The sequence below is a fragment of the Bacillus sp. TH17 genome, from assembly GCF_016651125.1.
GTDB classification, from domain to species: domain Bacteria; phylum Bacillota; class Bacilli; order Bacillales; family Bacillaceae_G; genus Bacillus_A; species Bacillus_A mycoides.
This window is the reverse complement of the sequence record NZ_JAEKEN010000001.1, coordinates 336,775-360,128: the sequence shown is the minus strand read 5'-3', so window position 1 is coordinate 360,128 and position 23,354 is coordinate 336,775. Positions and strand designations below refer to the sequence as shown.

18 protein-coding genes and 3 pseudogenes are annotated in these 23,354 nt (G+C 35.2%); 3 read left to right on the top strand and 18 right to left on the bottom strand.

Going from position 1 to position 23,354, the window contains the following annotated elements; all coding sequences use genetic code 11:
* Window positions 1–14: 14 nt before the first annotated feature.
* Together JFT95_RS01640 and JFT95_RS01635 are read left to right on the top strand one after the other, a co-directional pair.
* Entirely contained in the window at window positions 15–644 is a 630-nt protein-coding gene (locus tag JFT95_RS01640; RefSeq protein ID WP_201051224.1) for a response regulator transcription factor, read from the top strand.
* A 59-nt stretch (window positions 645–703) separates the two neighbouring features.
* Window positions 704–2,074, top strand: a complete 1,371-nt coding sequence (locus JFT95_RS01635) for a sensor histidine kinase (RefSeq protein WP_201051223.1) — start codon at window positions 704–706, stop codon at window positions 2,072–2,074.
* Between the two features lie 38 nt (window positions 2,075–2,112).
* On the opposite strand, the gene JFT95_RS01630 is transcribed toward JFT95_RS01635, so the two are convergent.
* Window positions 2,113–2,637, bottom strand: a complete 525-nt coding sequence (locus tag JFT95_RS01630) for a dihydrofolate reductase family protein (protein WP_002186949.1) — start codon at window positions 2,635–2,637, stop codon at window positions 2,113–2,115.
* A gap of 65 nt (window positions 2,638–2,702) precedes the next feature.
* On the opposite strand from JFT95_RS01630, the gene JFT95_RS01625 reads away from it, so the two are divergent.
* Window positions 2,703–3,686, top strand: coding sequence for a helix-turn-helix transcriptional regulator (locus JFT95_RS01625; protein ID WP_172796656.1), 984 nt, complete (start codon window positions 2,703–2,705; stop codon window positions 3,684–3,686).
* 40 nt (window positions 3,687–3,726) lie between these two features.
* Here the strand turns inward: JFT95_RS01625 and JFT95_RS01620 are convergent, their stop codons facing one another.
* The 17 genes and pseudogenes from JFT95_RS01620 to JFT95_RS01540 all read right to left on the bottom strand — a co-directional run bounded on the left by JFT95_RS01620 (window position 3,727) and on the right by JFT95_RS01540 (window position 23,044).
* Window positions 3,727–5,163 (bottom strand): DUF4367 domain-containing protein, encoded by a 1,437-nt coding sequence (locus JFT95_RS01620; protein ID WP_201051222.1) that lies wholly within the window; start codon window positions 5,161–5,163, stop codon window positions 3,727–3,729.
* Entirely contained in the window at window positions 5,129–5,686 is a 558-nt protein-coding gene (locus JFT95_RS01615; RefSeq protein ID WP_061689165.1) for an RNA polymerase sigma factor, read from the bottom strand. Before JFT95_RS01615 ends, JFT95_RS01620 begins: the two co-directional genes overlap by 35 nt.
* A 179-nt stretch (window positions 5,687–5,865) precedes the next feature.
* A pseudogene (locus tag JFT95_RS01610) lies at window positions 5,866–6,051 on the bottom strand (HIT family protein); the annotation flags it as partial.
* Between the two features lie 154 nt (window positions 6,052–6,205).
* Window positions 6,206–6,454, bottom strand: a pseudogene (locus JFT95_RS01605) (HIT family protein); the annotation flags it as partial.
* A 62-nt stretch (window positions 6,455–6,516) separates the two neighbouring features.
* Window positions 6,517–6,894, bottom strand: coding sequence for an OsmC family protein (locus tag JFT95_RS01600; protein ID WP_201051220.1), 378 nt, complete (start codon window positions 6,892–6,894; stop codon window positions 6,517–6,519).
* A complete protein-coding gene (locus tag JFT95_RS01595) occupies window positions 6,878–8,296 on the bottom strand; it encodes an amino acid permease (protein ID WP_201051218.1) in 1,419 nt (472 codons plus the stop codon). The genes JFT95_RS01600 and JFT95_RS01595 overlap by 17 nt, the downstream gene beginning before the upstream one ends.
* Before the next feature lie 205 nt (window positions 8,297–8,501).
* Complete coding sequence (locus JFT95_RS01590; protein WP_088031299.1) at window positions 8,502–9,146, bottom strand: amino acid ABC transporter permease; 645 nt, start codon at window positions 9,144–9,146, stop codon at window positions 8,502–8,504.
* On the bottom strand, window positions 9,147–9,803 hold the full coding sequence (locus tag JFT95_RS01585; protein WP_002090963.1) for an amino acid ABC transporter permease: 657 nt from the start codon (window positions 9,801–9,803) through the stop codon (window positions 9,147–9,149).
* An 87-nt stretch (window positions 9,804–9,890) separates the two neighbouring features.
* Entirely contained in the window at window positions 9,891–10,721 is an 831-nt protein-coding gene (gene glnH, locus JFT95_RS01580) for a glutamine ABC transporter substrate-binding protein GlnH (RefSeq protein WP_201051216.1), read from the bottom strand.
* Window positions 10,722–10,733: 12 nt separating this feature from the next.
* Window positions 10,734–11,465: an amino acid ABC transporter ATP-binding protein gene (locus tag JFT95_RS01575; RefSeq protein WP_207192323.1), complete on the bottom strand. Its 732-nt coding sequence runs from the start codon at window positions 11,463–11,465 to the stop codon at window positions 10,734–10,736.
* Between the two features lie 132 nt (window positions 11,466–11,597).
* Complete coding sequence (locus tag JFT95_RS01570) at window positions 11,598–13,058, bottom strand: alanine/glycine:cation symporter family protein (protein ID WP_201051215.1); 1,461 nt, start codon at window positions 13,056–13,058, stop codon at window positions 11,598–11,600.
* A gap of 159 nt (window positions 13,059–13,217) precedes the next feature.
* Window positions 13,218–14,189, bottom strand: a complete 972-nt coding sequence (locus JFT95_RS01565) for a phosphotransferase enzyme family protein (RefSeq protein ID WP_002186946.1) — start codon at window positions 14,187–14,189, stop codon at window positions 13,218–13,220.
* Between the two features lie 23 nt (window positions 14,190–14,212).
* A complete protein-coding gene (locus tag JFT95_RS01560) occupies window positions 14,213–14,899 on the bottom strand; it encodes a CPBP family intramembrane glutamic endopeptidase (RefSeq protein WP_002125203.1) in 687 nt (228 codons plus the stop codon).
* A 201-nt stretch (window positions 14,900–15,100) separates the two neighbouring features.
* Window positions 15,101–15,700 (bottom strand): TasA family protein, encoded by a 600-nt coding sequence (locus JFT95_RS01555; RefSeq protein WP_000023369.1) that lies wholly within the window; start codon window positions 15,698–15,700, stop codon window positions 15,101–15,103.
* Between the two features lie 258 nt (window positions 15,701–15,958).
* Window positions 15,959–20,199 (bottom strand): annotated as a pseudogene (locus tag JFT95_RS29825) (S8 family serine peptidase).
* Between the two features lie 369 nt (window positions 20,200–20,568).
* Window positions 20,569–21,210, bottom strand: coding sequence for a response regulator (locus JFT95_RS01545; RefSeq protein WP_002035350.1), 642 nt, complete (start codon window positions 21,208–21,210; stop codon window positions 20,569–20,571).
* Between the two features lies 1 nt (window position 21,211).
* Window positions 21,212–23,044, bottom strand: a complete 1,833-nt coding sequence (locus tag JFT95_RS01540) for a GAF domain-containing sensor histidine kinase (RefSeq protein ID WP_002125196.1) — start codon at window positions 23,042–23,044, stop codon at window positions 21,212–21,214.
* Between the last annotated feature and the right edge of the window lie 310 nt (window positions 23,045–23,354).

Here is a 23,354-nt window from a genome sequence, read left to right as displayed (position 1 = left end):
TGCGGAGGTACTCTATGATCGATATACTACTCGTAGATGATGAACCGAGAATGCTTGAATTATTAACGCTTTATCTTACTCCAATCGGATATAACTGCGTATGTGCAGTATCCGGAGAAGAAGCTATTTCACATATAGAAAATCGAAACTTCAAATTTGTTTTACTCGATATTATGATGCCAAAGATGGATGGGTGGGAAACTTGCAAAAGAATTCGGTCATTTAGTAACGTTCCTATCATTATGGTAACTGCTCGTGATCAAACGGTAGATGTCGTTCAAGGGTTAAAACTTGGAGCAGATGATTACGTGACGAAACCATTCCACGAAGAGGAGCTCTTCGCAAGAATTGAAGCTGTTTTACGCCGAACCAATCAACATGCACAAATCCAATATCACGGCATTTTATGGGATGAGGCCAAGCATTTCATTTCTGTCCATAATGAAGAACTTCTTCTCACCCCAATCGAATTCTCTTTACTCGGATTATTTTTACGTCATGTGAACTACGTATTAAGCCGTGATCAGCTCATTGAACGAATTTGGGGATTAAATACAAATACAGAAGATAGAACAGTCGATTCACATATTCGTAATTTACGTGATAAATTACGAAAAGTAAATTTCCCCATTGATCACCATTAAAAAACTGTTTACGGAGTAGGATATCGATGGATTGATATTGAAAACTAAGGAGCAAAACGATGAAGCGAATTTCTATTCAACTCGGATTTTATTTTCTAATTGTTACACTTTTAATCGAAAGTGTTCTATTTGTCTTGCTCTATTATAGCCTTGTAAACAATAGAGTGAATGAAGAAATGACTGCTTTATTAAAGCGTGGAAATAGTCACCGAGATGTCCTTGAAAAATATTTTGACAGGCAAACAATCTCTCATGTTGCTTTAATGGAATCCGAAGCTGAAACAACTGTTATTATTACAAATGCAAATAAGGAAATACTAGCTAAATCCAATGAAATAAATACTACTATAAAAAAACATATTGAAGGAATGCAAACACGAACAGATCATGATGGAGCAATTATAGAGAATCATTGGAAAACATCTAATTATATATGTACAGTTAGCCCAATTGTAGTGGCAGGAAAAACGGAAGGCTATGTATATATGTTTCTCGGGACGGAATCAATCGAAGAAATGGTTAACGGGCTCACACGGCAATTCATTATCGCTGGAGTCATTACTTTCCTATTAACAGCCATCACCATTTTTCTATTATCACGTTTGTTAACAAAACCATTGTTACACATGAAACAAGCGACTGAAAAAATAAGTAAGGGCGATTTATCCGTTTCATTAACAACTACTCGAAATGACGAAATTGGTGAACTAGCACAATCTATCCAAACTCTCGCAAATGATTTACATTATATGAAAACGGAGCGAAGTGAATTTCTAGCAAGTGTTGCTCACGAATTACGAACACCATTAACGTACGTAAGAGGTTATGCTGACATTGCATCAAAAGAAAACACTCCCCCAGAGCAACGTTTACGATACTTATCCATTATAAAAGACGAGTCTGATTATATTACAAACTTAGTCCAAGATTTATTTTCACTCGCTCAAATGGAAAAGCATAACTTTTTCATTCAAGTACAGGAAGTGCATTTACACACCTTCCTTACTCGCATCACTGAAAAAATAAATGTGATGTACGGAGAAAAACAAATTAAAGTTGTTTTCACATGTCCTTCCTCACTCTTAGTAAAGCTAGATGAGCAACGCTTTGAACAAGTTATGGCTAACATTTTAAATAACGCGTATAGACATTCAAAAGAACATTCTCATATAAATATTTCTGTTACAGAAGAACATAAACATATTTCCATCAAAATTAAGGACAAGGGAGAAGGTATTCCCCCTGAAGACCTCCCTCACATTTTCGATCGCTTTTACCGTGTTGATAAAGCGCGCTCTAGAGCTACAGGAGGCACTGGTTTAGGGCTCTCCATCGTAAAAGAAATCGTAGAACTACACGGCGGGAATATTACTGTCACAAGTGAAATTGATCACGGATCTTGCTTTACAATTTCATTGCCATCTATATAGAAACACGACTATCATCAATAGTCGTGTTTTCTTATCCTTTAGGACTTTACTTTATAATATAAATTTACGAATTGCCCAAAACGTTTCGTATCCGTTAAAGTTAAATTAATTTCCGGGTTCTTTTCTTTAAATAGCGGAACTCCAGAACCTAATATGTGAGGTGTAATCGTAACAACATATTCATCAATTAAATTATTCTTAAAGAACTCTCTCAGTAGACTCCCTCCACCGACCATCCATATTTTAGATCCTTCCTGCTCTTTCAACCTTTTTGTAAACTCTAATACATCTTCATTTACAAACTCTACATGTTCGTTTGAACCTTTTTCTGAATTAGAAAAAACATAACATTTTTTATCTAGGTACGGGAATGTTTCCGTATGCTCTACCACATAATCGTACGTTCTCTTTCCCATAATTATCGTATCAATTGTTTCGTACATTTCTGTATAACCGTTGTCTCCCTCACCTTCTGTTTCCATTAACCACTCTAAATCATCATCTTCTTTCGCGATAAATCCATCTAAACTCGCTGCAATAAATAAAACAATTTCACGTGACATATCTTTTCCTCCTTACAGCTTCTATTGATAAAATCATCTTATAAGCACTATACTAACCATAAAACATGACAACTTATGTCATGTTAAAAAAGAAAAAGGTGATATCCTTGTCAAAAGCAAAACGTTTACTAGACATTCTTATATTTGCTTCTGCAAAAAAAACATTTACAGCTCAAGAAATAGCTGATGAATTTAATATTTCTGTTCGTACTGTCCATAGATACATTTTAGATTTAAGTGATATGGGATTACCTATTTACGCTGAACAAGGTCGTAACGGAGGATATAAAGTATTAACGAATAAAGTCATTCCCCCTATTTTATTTACCGAAGAAGAAGCAGTATCCATCTTTTTTGCTTTTCAGTCTTTAAGCTACTACAGAGACTTGCCTTTTAACACAGAAATCAATTCCGTTACGCATAAGCTGTATAGCTCCCTACAACATGATGCGAAAGTGAAAGTTGATAAAATACGTTCTTATATCGCGTTTTGGAATCCGAAGAGAACAATTGATACACCTCTATTAAACGAAGTGTTAACTGCCGCTATTGAAAATAAAAATTTAGACTTTCAATACGAATCTAAATCGGGGATAAAAACAAAACATGTTCATCCTATCGGTGTATACGCTCATGATGGTCTATGGTACTTACCATCCTATGACTTCAGCAGCAAAAAAATATTACTGTATCGCGTTGATCGTATTCTTTCTATATTATCAACAGAAGAAAATAAAGATACGTTCATGAATTTAGAAGAATGGTTTGCCTCTAGCTCTAACGTAGTGCATATTCCTACCCAGTTACATGTTTTATTAACGACTGAAGGCGTGCGCCAATGTAAAAGCGTTCCTTACCTTGAAGAATTCGTGGTAGTAAACGAAGACGGGACAGGATATATACATTCAACAATTGATAAAGGTGAGATTAACTTTATTACCCCTTTATTTTATAGACTTGGAAAAGATGCACGAGTTTTAGAACCGAAAGAATTGATAGATGGTTTACGTATGCGTGCGAAAGAAGTTTTACATATGTATGGAGACTGAAAAAGCTGCTAAATATAAGCAGCTTTTTGTGTATTTGTTCCTATTGTTTTGACTGTTGACGAATATCAATCCACCAACGATATGACGCATTCATATTTTCAGTACTTCCATTCCCTCTGTAATGAAAAGCATCAAGGAAAATTGAATCTAGTTTATCCTCATCCACAAAATAACCCAAGTTAACTTTCATCGTTTGGCCAGGTCGGATACTGCCAATATTGTAAAAGCTTTTTCCATCTCCATGAGGTTCTAAATAATCGACTTCGCCCGTCATAATACGCGTTGCGTCCATTCCCTCTTCTTTAGCGTAGTTCCATGCATTTCCTTCAAATTTAAGCTGTTTTATGGATGGAGTCATATAGATTTCTTCTGTCACCTGTTTACCTATATTTTTCACTGTTGTTGTCAGGTAGACAAATTTAACATTAACTAATTTCGAATCTACTAATGTATCAATTGAATCTTTACCATTCCCTAATTTATATACATCCCGTCTGTACGATAGCAATTTTCCCGTCTGATCTAAAGCCTTCTTCTTGCTTAATATCCCTAAGCCAAGTTCATTAAAGTTCTCTTGTTTAAAATCTTTAATCGAATCAAAAACTTCAACTTTTTCTATCACATATTCAATTTGGCTGTTATCCATAGATATCGTTACTGGAACCTTTTGTCCTATGTGAAATAGTCGTTTACTATCTTTTTTCAAAGGAATCACCTTAGTTTTTTTAGGTTCATCCGCTTCACTAAAATACTTTTTATCATAATCTGTTATATGTGCTGCCTTTTCTTTTGACGTAGGCTCAAGTGAAATGTTCCCTAACACATCCATCATTTGTTCTTCATTTACATCTGATCCAATAAAACTTTCTAACATAATCCCTTCTTTCTCAAAAAAGAGAAAGACCTTCCTATCAAACATTACATTGTTGTTTCCAGTTTCTTTATGAACAATTACTGCTTTCCTGCCATTTATCTCTTTTTCTTCATAGCTTTTTGAATATAAAGTTTGAAAGTCCGCATTTCCCCCCACTCTCCAAAGGGCGAATGAAAATCCACCCATTGCGTCGTTATCTTTAAATGAATATTTCATAGCCGAGTCATCAATTGCTTCCATATTTTCTGGTAATTTACCAACTTTCAACTTATACCACTTATCAATATTTTTCGATTCCCTATTCGTTACTGAAACATTTACTTCGTAATTTTGTTTTTGAACAATCATATTATAGACTTTTACTGCACCAAAAACGGTTGTCGGCATACCAATCAATAAACAGGCCGCAGCGATTAACATACGATGTCTTTTACGCTTTGTCTGTGGTTGCTCGTCTTTCAGCTTCATTTCCTCCATAAACAATTTCTTTTTGTGTGTATATGTATGTGAAAATTCATGTTGTTCATCCAGTTTATCAAAATCATCTAAAGCAATTTTTTCAGCAAGGTCATACATTTCTTTGGAGTTCTTTGAATTCGTCATTTTGTATACCTCCTATAATACTTTGTACTCGTTTTCGAGCGCGCTCAAATTGCTTGCGGACATTAGCCTCTGTTATCCCCATTACACTTGAAATTTCTTGATACGTTAAGTTATAGAAGACTTTGTACTTAAACACTTGTCTGTTAGATTCATTTAGCTCTTTTAGCAATGTATCAATCTGAACCTCAGACATTATACGTTTTTCCCACTCTTCAATATTTTCATCTACTACCTCTGTTGATTCTCGTTGATATTCTTCTAAAAATGTTTCATGTCGTTTATTTTTCCGGTAACTATCAATCGCCTTGTTTTTCGCGATCCTCAAAATATACTGTTTAAGCTCTTGAGTGTTCAAACTATGCAGCTTTTCCAAATTCTTATAAAGAGTAATAAACGTCTCTTGAACTGCATCTTCAGCCTGCTGAATATTATTTAAAATAGAATAAGCTACATAATAAATTTTTTGTTCATACAACTCGTATAGCTCTTCCATCTTTTCGTAATCTTTGTTTGTAACTTTCATATAATTCCTCCTCTCATTCTATATAACGAATGAGCGATATACTTTGTGACACGGCAGAATTCTTTAATAAAGAAAATTGAATAATAGAATAAAGAAAAGCCCAATTTCTCTATTTTAACTGAGAAATTGGGCTTTTTAATATTAGAATTTTCCTGACTGTCCCCTTAAGAAAACCCCTCTTACGCCTTTTCGCTATGTATTATTTTCTCTATTGCTTCTTTTAACAAACTCTTTGTCTCTTCAAAGTTATGATTTTGCTGTTCTCCTGGCTGCACCGTATAAAACTCAGCAAACGAACGCTCTTTATATCTCGGTACAATATGCATGTGATAATGAGTTAACTCGTTAAAGATTCCACCATTTTGATAAAGTGAAACTTTAATCAGTGGAGGTTTTGTTCATCCCCCACTGATTATTAGTTGAACCAATCGGGCTTTTACGGGCAGTTGGATTCCCAACTAACTTCTTTGTTTTCACTGAATTTTGAGGTAGGGGATCTTACTGCCCCGTTAATGCGGGGCAAATTGTAATTCCGTCTAGTTTATATAATGCCTTAATCGCTTTTGCAATAAGCTTAGAAGCATCCATAATCGATTTCGCTACAACATCATCTAATTCGTCCACTTCTAAAACATGCTTCTTTGGCACAATTAAAGTATGTCCTGGGTAGAAAGGCGCATGGTCTAAAAAACAAGTTACATAATCATCTTCATACACTTTATATATAATTTCTTCTTCATTTGCTAATTTACAACCTAAACATTCCATCATTCTTCCCCCTCTGCCAAAAACATAAAAACGTGAGCGCCCTATTCTCACGTTTTTATGTTTCACTTTACTAATTCAATTGTTTCTGTAACTTTTATACTATCCTTTATAGATTGAACAATTGTGCAATTTTTCACCGCAAGTTGTAGCGCCTTGTCTAATTGTTCTTCTGTAATGTTTTGCGCTTTAATTTTATAGTGCAAATGAACACTTTCAACTGGTTTTGATAAAGCTTCACTTCTACCAATTTCAGTTTCAATTGTAAACGTATCGTATGTAATACGTTTCTTTTCTAAAATTGTTTGAAAGACAATTGCACTACATCCTGCGATAGAAGAAACGAGTAATTGTAACGGTGAATACCCATTTTCTTTTCCAATCGCTAATGGACCATACGATAAATCTGCCTCTATATCATCATGCTTAATTTTTATTTTCATACTTTGCTTCCATCTCCACTTTCATCGGTTTCTTCCGTTTCTTACTCATATAATAATATATGTAGCAGAAAATGATAAATGGAATACCACAATATAAAGCCATTCTTTGTTCTGGAATAAACGCTAAACTAATAACAACGATACTATTTGTAATTAACGCTAAAATTGGAACAAGCGGGTATAGTGGTGTTCTATACTTTAAGTCCTCTAATTTTCCTCCACCTTTTAAATACTGACTTCTAAAGCGAAGTTGTGATAAAGCAATAATGATCCAACTTGAAACAGCCGATAAACCAGCTATAGATAATAAGTACATATATACTGTATCTTCTGCAAGGAAGCTTGTTAATAAAGAAAGGCCCGCTACTGCAATTGTTACGACTAACGCTGTAATCGGAATACCACGTTTATTTACTTTCTTGAAAGAAGTTGGTGCCATTCCTTCATTTGCAAGTGACCATAGTATACGCGTTGCTGCATATAACCCTGAGTTCGCTACAGATAGAAGAGCTGTAATAATAACGAAGCTCATAATATCAGCTGCATATGGAATACCGATTTTATCAAATACAACTACGAATGGGCTTTCAATTATCCCTGCTTCTTTCCAAGAAATTAACCCTACTAAAATTGTCATTGTTAAAATGAAGAATAACATAATGCGCCATACTGTATTACGAATCGCACGTGGAATTGTTTTTTCAGGATTCTGACTCTCTCCTGCTGCAATCCCGATTAACTCTGTTCCTTGGAAGGAAAAGTTAACTGTAATCATCGTAAGAAGCACTGCAGCTAGTCCATTTGGGAATAGCCCACCATCACTTACAAAGTTAGAGAAAAGAGGCGCTGCTTCTTTTCCATCGTATGGTAAGAATCCTAGTAATGCGCTACCACCAAGTAGAATGAATGCAATAATTGTAACTACTTTAATACTAGAGAACCAAAACTCTAATTCAGCATAACTCTTCGCTGATATTGCATTTGAAGCATATAAAATAACTCCGAATACGAGACACCATACCCAAACATCAACATTCGGAAACCATCTTTTCATCATTAAACCGATCGATGTTAATTCTAATCCTACTGTTACTGCCCATCCAATCCAGTATAGCCAACCGATCATAAATCCAGTTCCTGGTCCAATAAACTTCGTCGCATACTTTTGGAAAGATCCTGAAACTGGCATTGCTACCGTTAGCTCTCCAAGACAAAGCATTGTTAAATACATAATAAATCCGCCCACTAAATATGAAAGGATGGCTCCCCCTGGTCCAGCCTGATTAATGGTGTAACCTGAACCTAGAAAAAAACCAGTTCCGATTACACCACCTAGTGCGATCATAAATAAATGTCTACTCTTCATCGTACGATGTAATTGCTCATTCGTTGTTTGCTGCATCTTAATCCTCCCCCTACAAGTACCCCTATCTCTTTTTAAAATTTTCTGATAATAAAAATATACACGAAAGCGATTACAATTTCTATATAAAATTAAAACTTTTCTGATAAAACAATATAAAAATTCAAATATTAAGAGCTCGCAATACTAATTTGAGGAAAAAAAGGATTTATAAGGAAAAAACTCTTACATTTTTTTGTAAGAGTTAACGTATTTCTAATCTTCTAGATAAAATTGATAAACCGTAGTTTACAACAAAATACATACAGGCTGCTAGTATAAATGTCGGAATCATATAATTTACATTCTGCCCGCTAATAATTTGAGCATTATGCATAAGCTCTGGCAATGATATAACAACCGCTAATGACGTATCTTTTAACAATGAAATAAATTGACTAACAAGCGGGGGGACCATTCTTCTTAATGCTTGCGGCAAAATAATATGCCAAAGCGCTTGCACATACGTTAATCCAGAAGACCTTGCAGCCTCAATCTGCCCTTTTTCGATAGATAATAGACCGCTTCGAACAATTTCAGATATCATTGCCGCTTCAAATATTGTTAAAGCAACAATTGCCGCTGTTATAATCTCTAATTTCAAGCCTGCTTCTGGAAGCGCAAAATATGTGAAAAATATAATTAAAAGTAGTGGTAAGTTTCGAATCACTTCAACGATAATTCCTAATACTTGTGAGACGACAGGTATTTTCATGTAGCGCAATATCCCTATTACACTACCAATAATAAAGCTAAGTACAATTGCTACGAGCGCTACCTCTAACGTTATGAGTAATCCTTTTAATAAAAAGAGGATATGATCACCTGTTATCGCTCCTTTAAAATCCATTTATACCGCCTCCTTTGCCAAGCGTTTTTCTAAATAACGCACTAGCATACTTAGCGGTATTGTTAATACTAAATAAAACATCCCGACAAATATATATACATCAAACGTAACGAACGTCTTCGTTGAAATTAAGTCTCCTTGATACATTAAATCCGTTCCAGCAATAATTCCGAGTATTGAAGAGTTTTTTACTAAATTGAGAAATTGATTTCCTAGAGGAGGAATGACGATTTTCATCGCTTGAGGTAAGACGACATGATACATCGCTTGCGTATAAGTTAATCCTGAAGAACGTGCTGCTTCCATTTGACCTTTCGCGACTGATAAAATACCAGCACGAATTACTTCCGCAATAAAAGCCGCTGTATAAACTGTAAGCGCAACTGTCCCTGCTACAAAACCGTTGAAAGTAATTCCTATTACAGGCAAAGCAAAATAGAAAATGAATGCAATTAATACGAGTGGAATATTTCTAACAAACTCTACATAGGCAGAGCCAATCCAATTCAAAATACGAATAGGTGAAATTCGCATCACTGCCATAACAATTCCTAAAACAAAACTTCCTATTAGCGCAACTACACTAGACATAACCGTATATTTAAATCCTTCTAAATACATATCAATGTTATTCGTTAATATAGAAAAATCAGGCACATATTCTCCCCTCTTTCTTTACAAGAAGAGGATGAGTACTCTCATCCTCTCACACTTACTATTTATCACGAGAAATAAAGTTTCATTTTACTTCTCTTGTTTTTGACCAATCCATTTTTCATACAATTTATCGTATTCTTCATTCGCTTTCATATCTTTTAATAAACTATTAATCTCTTTCGTTAAATCGTCTGCACCTTTTTGTACTGCGATTCCATACGGTTCATCCGTGAAAATTTTCCCTACAACTTCATAATTAGAATCTTGTTTTGCCATTCCGTAAAGAATCGCATTATCTGTCGTTAATACATCGCCTTTACCTGCTTTTAACGCTGTAAATGCCTCACTGTAATTTTCAAATTCTAATACAGTCGATTCTGGTGATTTTTGACGAATATTATTTGTAGACGTTGAACCTTTTACCGCTAACACTTTCACACCCTTTTTCACATCATCAATACTTTTAATATCGCTTCCTTTTTTCACAAGTAACGATTGCCCTGCTTTAAAATATACATCTGAAAAATCTACTTCTTTTTTACGTTCTTCCGTAATTGTCATTGTCGCGATAATTGCATCAATATCACCATTTTTCAGTAGTGGAATACGCGTTTTAGACGTTACTTCTTTTAATTCTAATTTCTTTTCATCTCCAAGGATTTTTTTCGCAAGCGCCTTTGCGATATCAACATCAAACCCTTCTACCTGTCCTGTCGAAGGATTTTTCAAGCCAAATAAGTTCGTATCATTCTTCACCCCAACTACTAGTTTCCCGCGCTTTTTAATTTGCTCAACAGCCCCGCCTTGTTTCGTATTCGTTTCTTTCGTCTCATCTTTTTTACTTCCGCATCCAGCAACGACAAGTACGAATAAACATGAAAATACGATTAACGTAAACAACTTTTTCATTTTAAGCATAAAACTCCCCCTTTAATGATTTAACACTCTTCTTAAAAATAGACGAGCTCTTTCTTGTTCAGGACTTGCAAAAAATTGCGCCGGTGTTGTATCTTCGATAATTTGACCGTCATCCATAAATAAAATTCTATCTGCTACCTCACGTGCAAATCCCATCTCATGTGTGACGACGACCATCGTCATTCCTTCTTTAGCCAGCGCTTTCATAACATCAAGCACCTCTCCGATCATCTCTGGATCAAGAGCGGACGTAGGCTCATCAAATAGCATAATTTTCGGTTGCATCGCGAGCCCCCTAGCAATCGCCACCCTTTGCTGTTGACCTCCGGATAATTGATGTGGATATACACCTGCCTTCTCCGGGATTCCTACTTTTTCTAAATAAAACATCGCTGTTTTCTCAGCTTCCTCTTTTGAAATTTTATTTACTTTAATTGGTGCTAGTGTAATATTTTGAAGAACTGTTTTATGCGGGTATAAATAAAAGTGTTGAAAGACCATCCCAATATTTCGGCGCAACTCATTCATATTTGTTTTCGCATTGTGTACTTCTGTATTTTGTACAATTAATTCTCCATCGGTAATCGCCTCTAACTGATTTATACACCGAAGCAATGTACTTTTTCCTGATCCTGAAGGACCAACAACTACTACCACTTCACCTTTTTTCACTTGCACATTAATATTTTTCAAAACTTGGAAGTTACCATAATATTTATTTACATTACGAAACTCTATCACCATACTCCCCCTCTCCTAAACAAAGCATGTACATTCTTTTTATATTCAAAAATAGGCAAAAAAATAACTTTCATCTTCATTTTGTCCATAAAAAAGAGCAAAGGGATTTCCCTTTGCTCCTTCATTTCTATTCTCTTAAGATACTTCTTCTTTCTTGTCTTTCCCGTATTCATGCTCCCAGAAATCAGCATTTTTAATTCCTAATTTCTGCGGATCGAATACTGGATCTTTTCCTTCTTTTTTCTGCTTTTCATAATCCTTTAATGCGATCAATGCCGGTTTTTGTAATAATAGAATCGCAATAATGTTAACCCATGCCATAATTCCTACACCAATATCTCCTAAAGCCCATGCTGTTTCTGCTGTTTTTACACAACCGTAGAATACAACTCCTAAGAATACAAACTTTAGTACGATAGACATCCAAGGACGGTCTTTATCACGATTTAAGTAAGCTATATTCGTTTCTGCAATGTAGTAATAAGCCATAATTGTTGTAAATGCGAAGAATAGTAAAGAGATTGCTACGAAACCGTTTCCAAATCCAGGGAAAACAGATTCTACTGCTGCCTGTGTATAACCAGGACCTGGCTGTGCAACATTTAATTTATTGACGATAAAGTTTTTTCCGCTTGCATCAAATACGTTATACATGCCTGTAATAATCATCATAAATGCTGTTGCTGAACAAACAAATAATGTATCAATGTAAACGGAAAATGCTTGTACTAACCCTTGTTTAGCTGGATGCGATACTTCAGCTGCTGCTGCTGCATGGGCCCCAGTTCCTTGCCCTGCTTCGTTTGAATAAATACCACGTTTTACACCCCAAGAAATTGCTAAACCGATAATCCCGCCAAAAGCCGCTTCTAATGCAAATGCACTTTTTAAAATTAACATGAAAGCGTCTGGTAATTTTTCAATATTCATAGCTACAATTACACAGGCTACTAAAATATAGCCAAGCGCCATAAACGGTACTACAACTTGCGCTACGTTAACAATTCGCTTAACTCCACCAAATATAATAAGTGCTAATGCCGCTACTAATACCGCTCCTGATACAGAAGTATTAATACCAAAAGCTGTTTCTAGACTTACAGCAATACTATTCGCCTGAACACCCGGTAACAGCATCCCCGTCGCAAGAATTGTCGCTGCAACGAATACTAAAGCATACCATTTAACACCTAGTCCTTTTTCAATGTAATAAGCAGGACCACCGCGGAATTGCCCTTGATGCTTCGTCTTATATATTTGTGCAAGCGTCGATTCTACATATGCAGAACCAGCTCCTAGAAAGGCTACCGCCCACATCCAAAATACAGCCCCTGGACCACCAAAGGCAACAGCCGTTGCAACACCTGCAATATTTCCTGTTCCAACGCGCCCTGATAATGAAAGTGCTAAAGCTTGGAATGAAGAAACACCCGCATCCGATTTTTCCCCTTGAAATGTAAGTTTCACCATTTCTCCTACATGTCTTACTTGTAAAAACCTTGTTCGAATGGAAAAATATAGACCTACTCCTAAACATAAATAGACAAGTGCTGGACTCCAAACAATATTATTTATCCAACTTACGATAGCTTCCAACTTTCCCCCTCCTTCTTTATAAAGAATATTCAGAATATATATAAAATTATAAGTGTATACCGAATCTATAACAATATTATTTTAATAAAGCAAACATATTTTTGTATAAAAAAACAAAGTATATATTTATTTTATATACTTTGTTCCCTTATCTCTGTATTATGTATTCACTATTGCCTCTTGCTTTATAATTCTTTCATACAACTCATCTGATAACTTTTGAAAATCCTCTGGCATATCTTTCCCCTTAAATTTCTTTTGAATCGTACCGTATAGGCCTATATCACGTAACCGTAAAAATAACGGTAACGATTCATACCAACTATCCGCCAGCCTGTGCTCATATTCGTACCCCTTTCTTAACACTTGTAACTGTTTACGAGCAAATTCCGTCTTTTTCTCCAATGTCCACGGTGTAAAAAGAACAGAGTAATAAAGAACCATTGCCAAATCATGAATGAAGTAATTATAGGCAGCGTCATCAAAATCAAAGATTGTTAGCCCTTTTCCATCATAATGAAAATTACCTGGATGAATATCGCCATGCATAAGGCCAAACGTTTCTCTTTCGATTGGAAGAGCCTTTATTTCATCCATTAATACAGTGGCAATCCCTTTCACCTTCTCATCTTCTAATCCATTAACAATGCTACTTTCATCCTCTTCCCACGTATCACGGTAGTCTGTTTTAGGATAATCCATTGTAAGGCGGTGCAGTTGTCCAATCGCTTTTCCCCACGCTTCAAAGTAAGCATCTCCCCAATAAGGCGATCCTTCTCCTTTTACTTGCTCACCTTGTGCATATGTAAATAACGACGCGAAAAAGAAAGTGCCATCTTCCGCTCCAATTTCTTCTACAAGGTTTTGAGATATTGAATTACGAGGTCCCGCCACTTTTGCCCCATGCTCTGCAACATACCGTAAAAAATCTAGTTCGGCCTCTACCTCTTTTTTAGACCGATGAGAAGAATGGGTTAAGCGTAATACGTAATCTTCATTATTTTTACCCTTCGCCTTAAAAATATAATTTTCAAAATCACCAAGTGGCTTTTCTTCCACCGTTACATGATATGCCTTTGCTGCTCTTGCTAAAATTTCATTCGTAAAAACACGTTCTACCGCTATTTCCATTTGTATCCCTCCTATATATCTTCTTAATTCGACATAAATGTAAGAAGTACTGCTATGAAATTAAATAGTGCGTGTGCAATCATAGCCGATAAAATAGAATTTGTTTTTTCATATAACCACGCGAATACTACACCGCTTAAAAAATTCACCGGTAATGTGTTATATGTTGGAATATGAACAACGGTAAATATTATTGAACTTATAAGCACCCCGCCCCATATGCCGTATCTATCACGAAAAAACGTATAAAAAACACCTCGATATAAAATTTCTTCATAGATTGGTGATATAACTGCTGCTCCAATTACCGCGATACAGAACGCATATATTGATTTATCATTTTGGATCGTCTCCGTTTTACTATTTTCGAAAGAAATCCCCAGTTTCTCCATTATCATTAATACTCCAACACTCACTACAATCAAAGAAATAACCGCTACAAATGTCCACAATAAATCTTTCCATGAAAGCTTCCGAATTCCAATATCTTTCCACGACAGTTTATATCTTTTTATGCAAAAAAGATAAACTAAAAATGTAAATATCACTGCCATTATAAGTCCCATTAATACTCCAGCATATAATGAGTTCCCTATTATTTTTAAAGCATAATCATAAAAAAGAGATTCAACCATTACTGGTACAATCAGAAATACAAAAACAAATAAATATAAAATTTCTTTCCATCCCCACATACATTTTAAAGTCATCTACACCATCCCCCTATATCCTATTTTCTTTAGTATAAAAGATGACGTAACGTAACTTTCAAGCTTATTTTTTTCAAATAATCCAAGCATAATTTTCTCTCAAAACACAAAAAAGGTTGATTCACTAAATCAACCTTTACACTATTAAAAATTCTATTCCTCAATTCTTCATCAATTCATTCTCATATATAATATTTATCTTTATTTCTCTTCACCTTTTGTCTGCATTGAGTTGAAGGTCCAATTTAACTTCAATGAATCCCCTTGAAATACATTTTGCTCTTCATCGTTATCTACAAATGTGAACATTACGTAGAAAGTATCATCATCACCAGGAGCAAGTCCATTTCCTTCTCGGTCTACAACACCTTTTTGTACAAGATCAGGAATACTTCCGTTTTGCGTAGCTACCTTTAATTCAGATAATGTAGTAGACCAAATTGGAACCTCATTTTTATCCAAATTCCACAAGAAATCAACACGGATATGATCACCAAAATCAGCATTTCCATTATCTCCTTTAGCATCGATTACACTGTAATCTGTCAGAAGTTTCACATCTCCTATTGCTAAGGTTCCTTTGTTTACTAATTGAAAACCACGCTCCATTTCATCACCTGGTTTAATATTGTCGACATTAATAACAACTTCAGGATTAACACTCAAATCTAAAGTACCGGCTGCAAACGTGTTTTGTGATACTTCCTTATCACTAAAATACGCATATGTTCCCCCACTAATTAAAGATAAGCCAAGCGCTGCAGTTACAACACCCATACCAAGTTTTTTCTTAATACTCATTTCACAAGTCCCCCTATTTTTAAAGTTTAAACTACAAACCTTATTTCCAGCCCACAAACAATAATAATTAAACAACTACCTTGTCCCACAACGAAAGCGAACTAACTTTAAGCTAGTTACTTCATGTACCCAAACGACTATTACTTTTAAAATAACCGGTAATGTTACCGTAAATCATTACCGGTTATTTGTTAGCCAATCTCATTTAATTTTATATTCATTGTCTTATTTCTTTATTTACTCTAGAAGTTTGTCCACTTATTTTTTTGGCTCTAATCCAATGGAACGTAAGATTTTATCTAACGTCACTGGCCCTACATTTTCTTTCGGTTTCTGATTTTCTTTGGCATCTGAACCCTTTTTCAAGAAATTCTTCTCAATAAAACGAATATCTGTTTCATTTACAACACCATCTTGATTGACATCTCCATCTTTTACAGCCACTTTTCCTTTTTCATATGAAAGAGCTGCTATTCTAGCATCTTGAATATCTACCATTTTATCGCCGTTTACATCACCTGCAAGGCTGTCATCCATATCAGCTCTAAAGTTTTGTCCCACTAATTCTCCATCCTGCATTTTCCCTATTTTTGTAGTTAATTTACTATTTAAATGACCTGGCATTTCTACGAAAATATTATATTCTGTATCACTTACTGGAACACTATGAATTTCAAATTGCCCATTATCATCAACCGTTCCTGTATATTTCTTTCCATCCTTACCAACTGCATACACTTTTGCTCCTAGTTTTGTGTAGTCATTCTTACCTAAATACCCCTCTTCAGTTAAGAAAGCTTCTGGTCCAATATATCCTGTAACCATTGCATGTTTCGAAATAATAGAAAAGGATTTATCTTTAAACACAGGAATCTCAACGCCTTCTGATGCACCTGTTTTTGTATAAGAGAATTTATCTACTCCAAATGCTGTTAAATTATTAAAATACTCGTCACTCGTCATCTCGAATGTAACATCTACAAATGGTGCGTCTCCATCTAGACCTTTAAATTCTGTTCCTTCTAAAGATGCACCAACTTTCACCTTGTTTTCCCAGTTTCCTTCTTCATTTATCACTGGATCTTCTAATTTAATATTTAATCCATGTTGTTTTGCATATTCTGCAAGTGCTGGATTTGGTTTAACATCTACAAATTTAAACAACTGTTTACTATAAGGAATCTCAAATGTACCTGACATAAGTTGTTTCACATTATTAAGATTTAAAGTTAATGTAATTTTTTCTCCTAGTTTAACTTTATCCTTGTCATAGCTTGGGACAGCGTATTCCGTTCCCTCTTTAACAAAGACATAATCTTTAAATCCATTTGCCATATTTGATGCAGTTGCAAGATCATATCCAAATAACCTTAAATTAAGCGGTTCATTGATTTCCTCTGGAAGTACACCAAATTTAAAATCACCATTGGCTTGAATTGTATTCAACCAACCTGACGGAAAAGCAGAGTTTTGGTAATATACAATTTCATTAGTTTTTTGGTCATACTGAAGGCCTTTTGCCTTTAATACATCTATCGTAGAATCATAAATGTTACCATGTACCCATAATGCACGCTGACCATCTTCTTCTTTGAACATAGATTCATTTACCTCATGAACGCCAGGTTTTACATCGGTAAATTTCATTTCAGGTTTGATATTATCAATAATTACGCTATCTCCTTTTGTATAAGGTTTCCCTTCTTTGTCATATCCAATGAAATCAAGTTGGTAATCTCCATCAGGCAACGTAACTCGCTTGTCTCCAATTGGATGATTTGGATCTCCTGTAAACGGGAATACATAGCCACCCATACCATCGAACATGATATATTCAATATTTGGTGTTAGACTGCTAGCATTAATTGTCCCCACAATTCCTAATGCCTTTCCTGTTTTTCGATCCTTCACCACTGCATCGATAGTTTCAAGTGGACTGTTCAATTTAAATGTCAGCGGTGAACTCGGCCTTTCCATAAATGGATGGAAGTTAGATGTATCTGTTGCCATTGCATCTCTCAGCAAATCTACAGATTCAATTCCTTTTTCTGTGAATTTAACTGCAAATGGCACTTGATATACTTCTTTTTCATTTTTTTATTTGAAATATGAATATATCCCTCATATCTACCAAATTCAGCGTTTTCTGGAATGATAATTTCAGGGCTAATTTCCCCTGATGTACTAGGAGCTACTTTAATAGAATCTTGTACGTTCAGCTTCACACCATTCTTCGCTGCATCTTGCACACCTACACTTGTTGGTGAAAACTCTACTTCTAATTTAAACTCTTTCTCGTCTGTTTTATTGCTGTTCTTAATTAAGACTTTTCGACTATCTTTAATAGGTCCATTTCCCAATTGGTTTTTATACCCGAATGCAATAGACCCTGTTTTTTCTTCAATTTCTACTTCTTCATCATTTACAACGTTTGATGTTTTATCGATAACCTCGATAGATGCGTCTGCATGAACTGCACGATACGCATCAATTCGGCCTGATCCCACCTCAAATACAGAGCGCTCTTCTTTTAAGTCAACTGCAGTATTCATAAGCGCTTCTTTTACTTCAAACGGACTATAGTTTGGATGTTCTTGCAAAATGAGTGCTGCCACCCCCGCTGTATGAGGAGTTGCCATAGATGTACCTGACATACGTCCATACGCTACCGGATAATTTTCTCCATCCTTTGGATCGTTAATATATTCAGGAACAGTAGAGAAAATAGATACACCTGGCGCTACAATGTCCGGCTTAATATCATCTGTTTTAGTTGCAGGACCACGAGAGCTAAAATCGGCTAAATGATCTCCCTCTGTTTTTATATTACTAATTTCTCCAAACGCTAAAGACACATCTCCTTGTGCAGCTTTTACTTGTAATTTCTCACCATCTACTTTCGCTAAGCGGAACGATGGAATAGATGACGTACTTTCTCCAAGATAACTTGTGATTTCACCATCAACATTGTTATATACAATTACGGCCTTTGCACCTGCTTCTTTCGCATTCTTAATCTTTTCATCAAATGTAATCTCACCGCGTTGGATGAGCGCTAATTTTCCTTTTACGTCTTTCCCCTTAAAATCATCTAATTTCCCAAGTCCTGCATATACAACCGATAAGGATTGACCTTTTAAGTCTTCAAGCTTATCAGTAAAGCTCTTTCCAAGTAGCATCATCTTATCGACATGTAAATCACCTGCATCGGCAGAAAATGTCGGGATAGACATCGCAGCATCACTTGCTCCAACTGTAATTGGAAGTGCCGCCGCACTAGGTGATCCAATAGTACCTTCTCCAGGACCACTATTACCTGCCGCTACTACTGTAACAACACCAGCTAACATGGCATTGTTCACTGCCACAGAAGTTGGATATAAAGGATCATTAATAGCTGCACCTAATGATAAATTGATAACATCCATATCGTCTTTCACTGCTTTATCAATCGCAGCAAGAATACCGCTTGTTTGTCCACTTCCATATGGACCTAATACACGATATGAATATAAATCTACATCTGGAGCGACTCCCTTAACCGCATAATCCACATTATTCTTTTTGTCTGCAGCAATTGTCCCAGCTACATGAGTGCCATGGGATGTATAATATGCACTTCCATCATAAATTTCAGGATATCCTCCAGAATTTTGCCAATCCTTATACGTTGTCTCCATTGGATCAGCATCATTATTAACAAAGTCCCATCCTTTTATTGAGTTCGGATCTATTTTGCTTGGATCTTCACCTTGCTTTGCACGATATCCTTTATATGCATCTTTCAAATCCGGGTGGTTGTAATCAATACCTGTGTCCAGTACACCTACCTTAATTCCTTTACCTGTTATTTTTTCATCATGCAGCTTGTCCACACCAATTTGCGGTACACTATCTGCCATTTTGGGTTCAGCAGCAGTCTTAGCTGTTTCTTTCGGCAAATCAATTTTGACCTCACTATCTTCCCATACGCGCTTAACAATACCAGTGCGAACTAAGTATTCAATCATATTCGCAGGTAACGAAATTGCTACACCATTAAAAGCATTCTTATATTCTCTTGTTATTTTGGCAGATTTAAAATTCTTCCCTTTATCTTTATTCTTTTGAAGCTGTTCAAGCTCTGATTTAAATTCTTTATGAGATGCTTCTACCTTTTGTTCCGCAGTTGAAAGAGCTATTTTTTTCCCTTTAGCTGCTTGTTTTAACATCTCGATTTTGCTAGGTGCTTGCTTAAACTCTACAATCACATTCACATTATCAGGACTTGCTGTATTGATGCCTGGTGAAATAACAAAACCTGGTTTTGTATTTAACGTTTTTAAGGCATTACGTTGTTCCTTTGTAAGACCTTTCAATATAGCGTTTGCATCATCAATCCCAGTTAAAGTAGTTGTATTTACCTCTTCTGCCAATACGTTATATGGAATTCCTTGAGACATTAACATACCAACAGTTAGCGTTCCAATAAGTATTTTTCCGAATTTCCCCTTCTTCATAGCGCATCTCCTTATTATTAAATTTATTTTTCTAAAATAAATCCTCTGAGCTCCTATTTAGCATTGGCAATTCTATCAACCTTGAATCTATTTAAAATAATCGAGAATCTCCAACACTACTAATCTTCTTTCTATAAAAGCCCCCATAAATTGTTTCCAACTACAACGATTTACAACATGAATTATTAGTAGCGTTAAGCAATAATTCTATTTTTATTATTTCACATTTTGATTTTTCTGAATATTGAACAAAAGGAGTAATTTTTTTCTAATGATTCTATGCCCAAATAGTACAAAAGAACTACCTTGCCCTTTATTCTTTGTAATATAGAATAAAGAAACACGATAGTTCTTTTAAACATCTCTTATTTAATCCAACGGAACCAATTGATTTCGAACAGCATAAATCACCGCTTGCGATCGACTTTTTACATTTAGTTTTTTAAAAATTTTATTGATGTGAATTTTAACTGTTTTATCACTAATATATAGAGCTTCAGCAATTTCTTTATTACTAAGTCCTTTTACTAATTCAAAAAGAATTTCCTTTTCACGTTCCGTCAGTTCATTTTCATTTGATTCTAATTTCATTTTTTGCTGATGATATGTAATTAATTTTTTAGTCATACGCGGATGAATAACTGAATCGCCTCGATATAACATTCGAATTGCTGCTATTACCTGCTCCGATGATGAATCCTTCAATAAATAACCATCAGCACCAGCCTGAAGTGCATCCATTAAATACTCATCATGTTCATACATTGTAAACACAAGCACTCGGCAATTTGGATAATTTTTTTTTACTAACTCTGTGGCTTCAATCCCATTTTTCCCTGGAAGATTAATATCCATCAAAATACAATCTGGTCTGCATTCTTCTACTTTTCCCAATACTCCGTCCCCAGAGCTAGCTTCTCCAACCACTTTCATATCAGATTCATCCTCTAGTATGCTCCGAATTGCGTCTCGTAAAAAAGCATGATCATCCACTACTAATATTTTAATCATTTTACGCACCCCTTGTTTGTGAATCTGGAATTAATAGTGTAATTTCTGTCCCTTTCCCTACAGAACTATCAATCTGTAAAGTAGCCCCTAATTGTTCAGCTTGTTCATTCATATGTAATATACCATAATGTGGCTCATTCTTCGTTTTAACCATAGACTCAAATAGTGAAAAGCCGACTCCATTATCCTTAACCCTTAAAAGCACGTGCTCACTTTGATAGCTAAGTAAAACATCAGTCTTTTCTGCTTGTGCATGTTTTACAATGTTTTGCAAACTCTCTTGTAATGTATCAAAAATAACTCTTTCTTTTGAAAAGCTGAGTGCACGTGCATGACCTCTTTCATGATATGTAATATCTAGTTCATATTCTTGTTTTAAAGATTTTATTTTACTTGCTATCGCCTGCTTAAGCCCTAATTGTTGTGTCGGATATGGTTTTAAAGCATAAATAGAATAACGAACTTCTCCTAGGCTTCCTCTTAAATCTTTTATACTTTTCTCTACTATTTGCTGCATATCTATTGGTTTATCACGGTATTTTTTCTGCGCGGATTCTAGTTGGTATATCACCCCGGCCAACGTTTGTGCAATACCATCGTGAATTTCGCGTGCGATTCTATTTCTTTCTTCTAAAATCATTCTTTTTTCCTGTTCAGAAATCAATATTCTTGTTTTAACTACGTTAGCTAATTGGTTAGAAAACGTAGCTAACGACTGTACATCTTCCGGAAAAAAACCCGCAGTTCTACTTTTCCCTGCAACAAACATTCCGACTAGTTCATCATTTACAATAAGAGGAAAATATACAAGCGAGCGTATGACGCTATCAAATATTTCATCTCCAGGAGCCGTACCAGTTTTCCAATCATGAAACACAAGATTTTTAGAGATTCCCTCAAACGCCTTGGATATTTCTGAATGATCAGAAATATCCAGACGAACTTTCCCATCTTTCAATAGAAGATTCCAGTTCCCATCATCTTTTGTCCATATTACATATGCTTGTATGCCAAAAAAGCCTTTAAGCGCTTGTTTAATATGTTTCAAGTTTCCTCCGGTTAGTCCACGACTAATTTCTGTCGTAATAAGAAACAGCTCATATAATCGTTCCTTCTCCATCCTTATCCGTACAGAAAAAGAACTAATAACTGAAATTGCTACAAGTGGAAAAAAGAAAAACAGTACTGTAATCTCGTTTATTTCCACACTATATGTACTAATTAATACATGCATCAGGGCCGCATAAGAGAAACCAAAAGTTTCGCAAAGAAATACCGTTACAGTTTTTTTATACCACTGATAGATTGAATATGGCTGCGGAAGAATTATCATTAACAAATCGTAAAAGCGGTTGTTGAAGAAGCCAAAAAACACGCAAAATAACAACAAAGATATTAAATTTTCATATAGAACTGACATATCTATCTTGTTAATTAATAAAGACATACATTTATTTGAAAACCATTCGGCCAAGATCAAACTAAGCGCATGCTGAGTACTATTAAATAACATTCTTTGTATCGGTGAACGACGATGCAGGTGAATAATTAGCGTTACGAGTACAATAGCAATAATAGTCATATGGATTCCAAACTGCCAACTCATAGCGTAAATTATCGGAAAGGTAAGCGAGCTAGTTCCTCTCCAAAATCGTACAGGAAAATACTCTGCAATCCCCATAAATATTAATAACAATATTAATATCGTTGGATAAGAAGGGATTTTAATATCAAGTAAAGATATGGTTATAGTAATCAAGCCAAGAAAAGAAATAAAATAAAGATAAGAACTAGCAATCTTTTCTCTCATAAAGATAGAATTTACATCCTTCAAAACAACCCCTTCTTTCTTTATAAAACTTCATTTTCTCTATTATCCAACAAAAAACCGGCACTGGCAAAATGGAAAAACCTCCACTAGCCAATCACCGGCTGTGTACTACACCTAAAAAGGCAAGACACAATATTAGTATAAATCGATTCTCATAAATTTCCTATTCATCAAACGATGTAATTATGCATACCGCTAGGCTTATCCTCTATAGTACAAAAGATATATATTAATATCGCTAATCTAATATACGCTTTCTTTCCATCCCTTATATCCTATTTTCTTTAGTATAAAAGATGATGTAACGTAACCT

Coding starts and splice junctions, on each gene's coding strand:
- JFT95_RS01635 (WP_201051223.1), top strand. CDS start 704: ATGAAGCGAATTTCTATTCAACTCGGATTTTATTTTCTAATTGTTACA.
- JFT95_RS01600 (WP_201051220.1), bottom strand. CDS start 6,894: ATGAAAATAAAAATTAAGCATGATGATATAGAGGCAGATTTATCGTAT.
- JFT95_RS01575 (WP_207192323.1), bottom strand. CDS start 11,465: ATGGTGATAGAGTTTCGTAATGTAAATAAATATTATGGTAACTTCCAA.
- JFT95_RS01590 (WP_088031299.1), bottom strand. CDS start 9,146: ATGGATTTTAAAGGAGCGATAACAGGTGATCATATCCTCTTTTTATTA.
- JFT95_RS01640 (WP_201051224.1), top strand. CDS start 15: ATGATCGATATACTACTCGTAGATGATGAACCGAGAATGCTTGAATTA.
- glnH (WP_201051216.1), bottom strand. CDS start 10,721: ATGCTTAAAATGAAAAAGTTGTTTACGTTAATCGTATTTTCATGTTTA.
- JFT95_RS01595 (WP_201051218.1), bottom strand. CDS start 8,296: ATGCAGCAAACAACGAATGAGCAATTACATCGTACGATGAAGAGTAGA.
- JFT95_RS01620 (WP_201051222.1), bottom strand. CDS start 5,163: ATGACGAATTCAAAGAACTCCAAAGAAATGTATGACCTTGCTGAAAAA.
- JFT95_RS01625 (WP_172796656.1), top strand. CDS start 2,703: ATGACAACTTATGTCATGTTAAAAAAGAAAAAGGTGATATCCTTGTCA.
- JFT95_RS01560 (WP_002125203.1), bottom strand. CDS start 14,899: ATGACTTTAAAATGTATGTGGGGATGGAAAGAAATTTTATATTTATTT.
- JFT95_RS01555 (WP_000023369.1), bottom strand. CDS start 15,700: ATGAGTATTAAGAAAAAACTTGGTATGGGTGTTGTAACTGCAGCGCTT.
- JFT95_RS01630 (WP_002186949.1), bottom strand. CDS start 2,637: ATGTCACGTGAAATTGTTTTATTTATTGCAGCGAGTTTAGATGGATTT.
- JFT95_RS01565 (WP_002186946.1), bottom strand. CDS start 14,189: ATGGAAATAGCGGTAGAACGTGTTTTTACGAATGAAATTTTAGCAAGA.
- JFT95_RS01615 (WP_061689165.1), bottom strand. CDS start 5,686: ATGAAAGTTACAAACAAAGATTACGAAAAGATGGAAGAGCTATACGAG.
- JFT95_RS01545 (WP_002035350.1), bottom strand. CDS start 21,210: ATGATTAAAATATTAGTAGTGGATGATCATGCTTTTTTACGAGACGCA.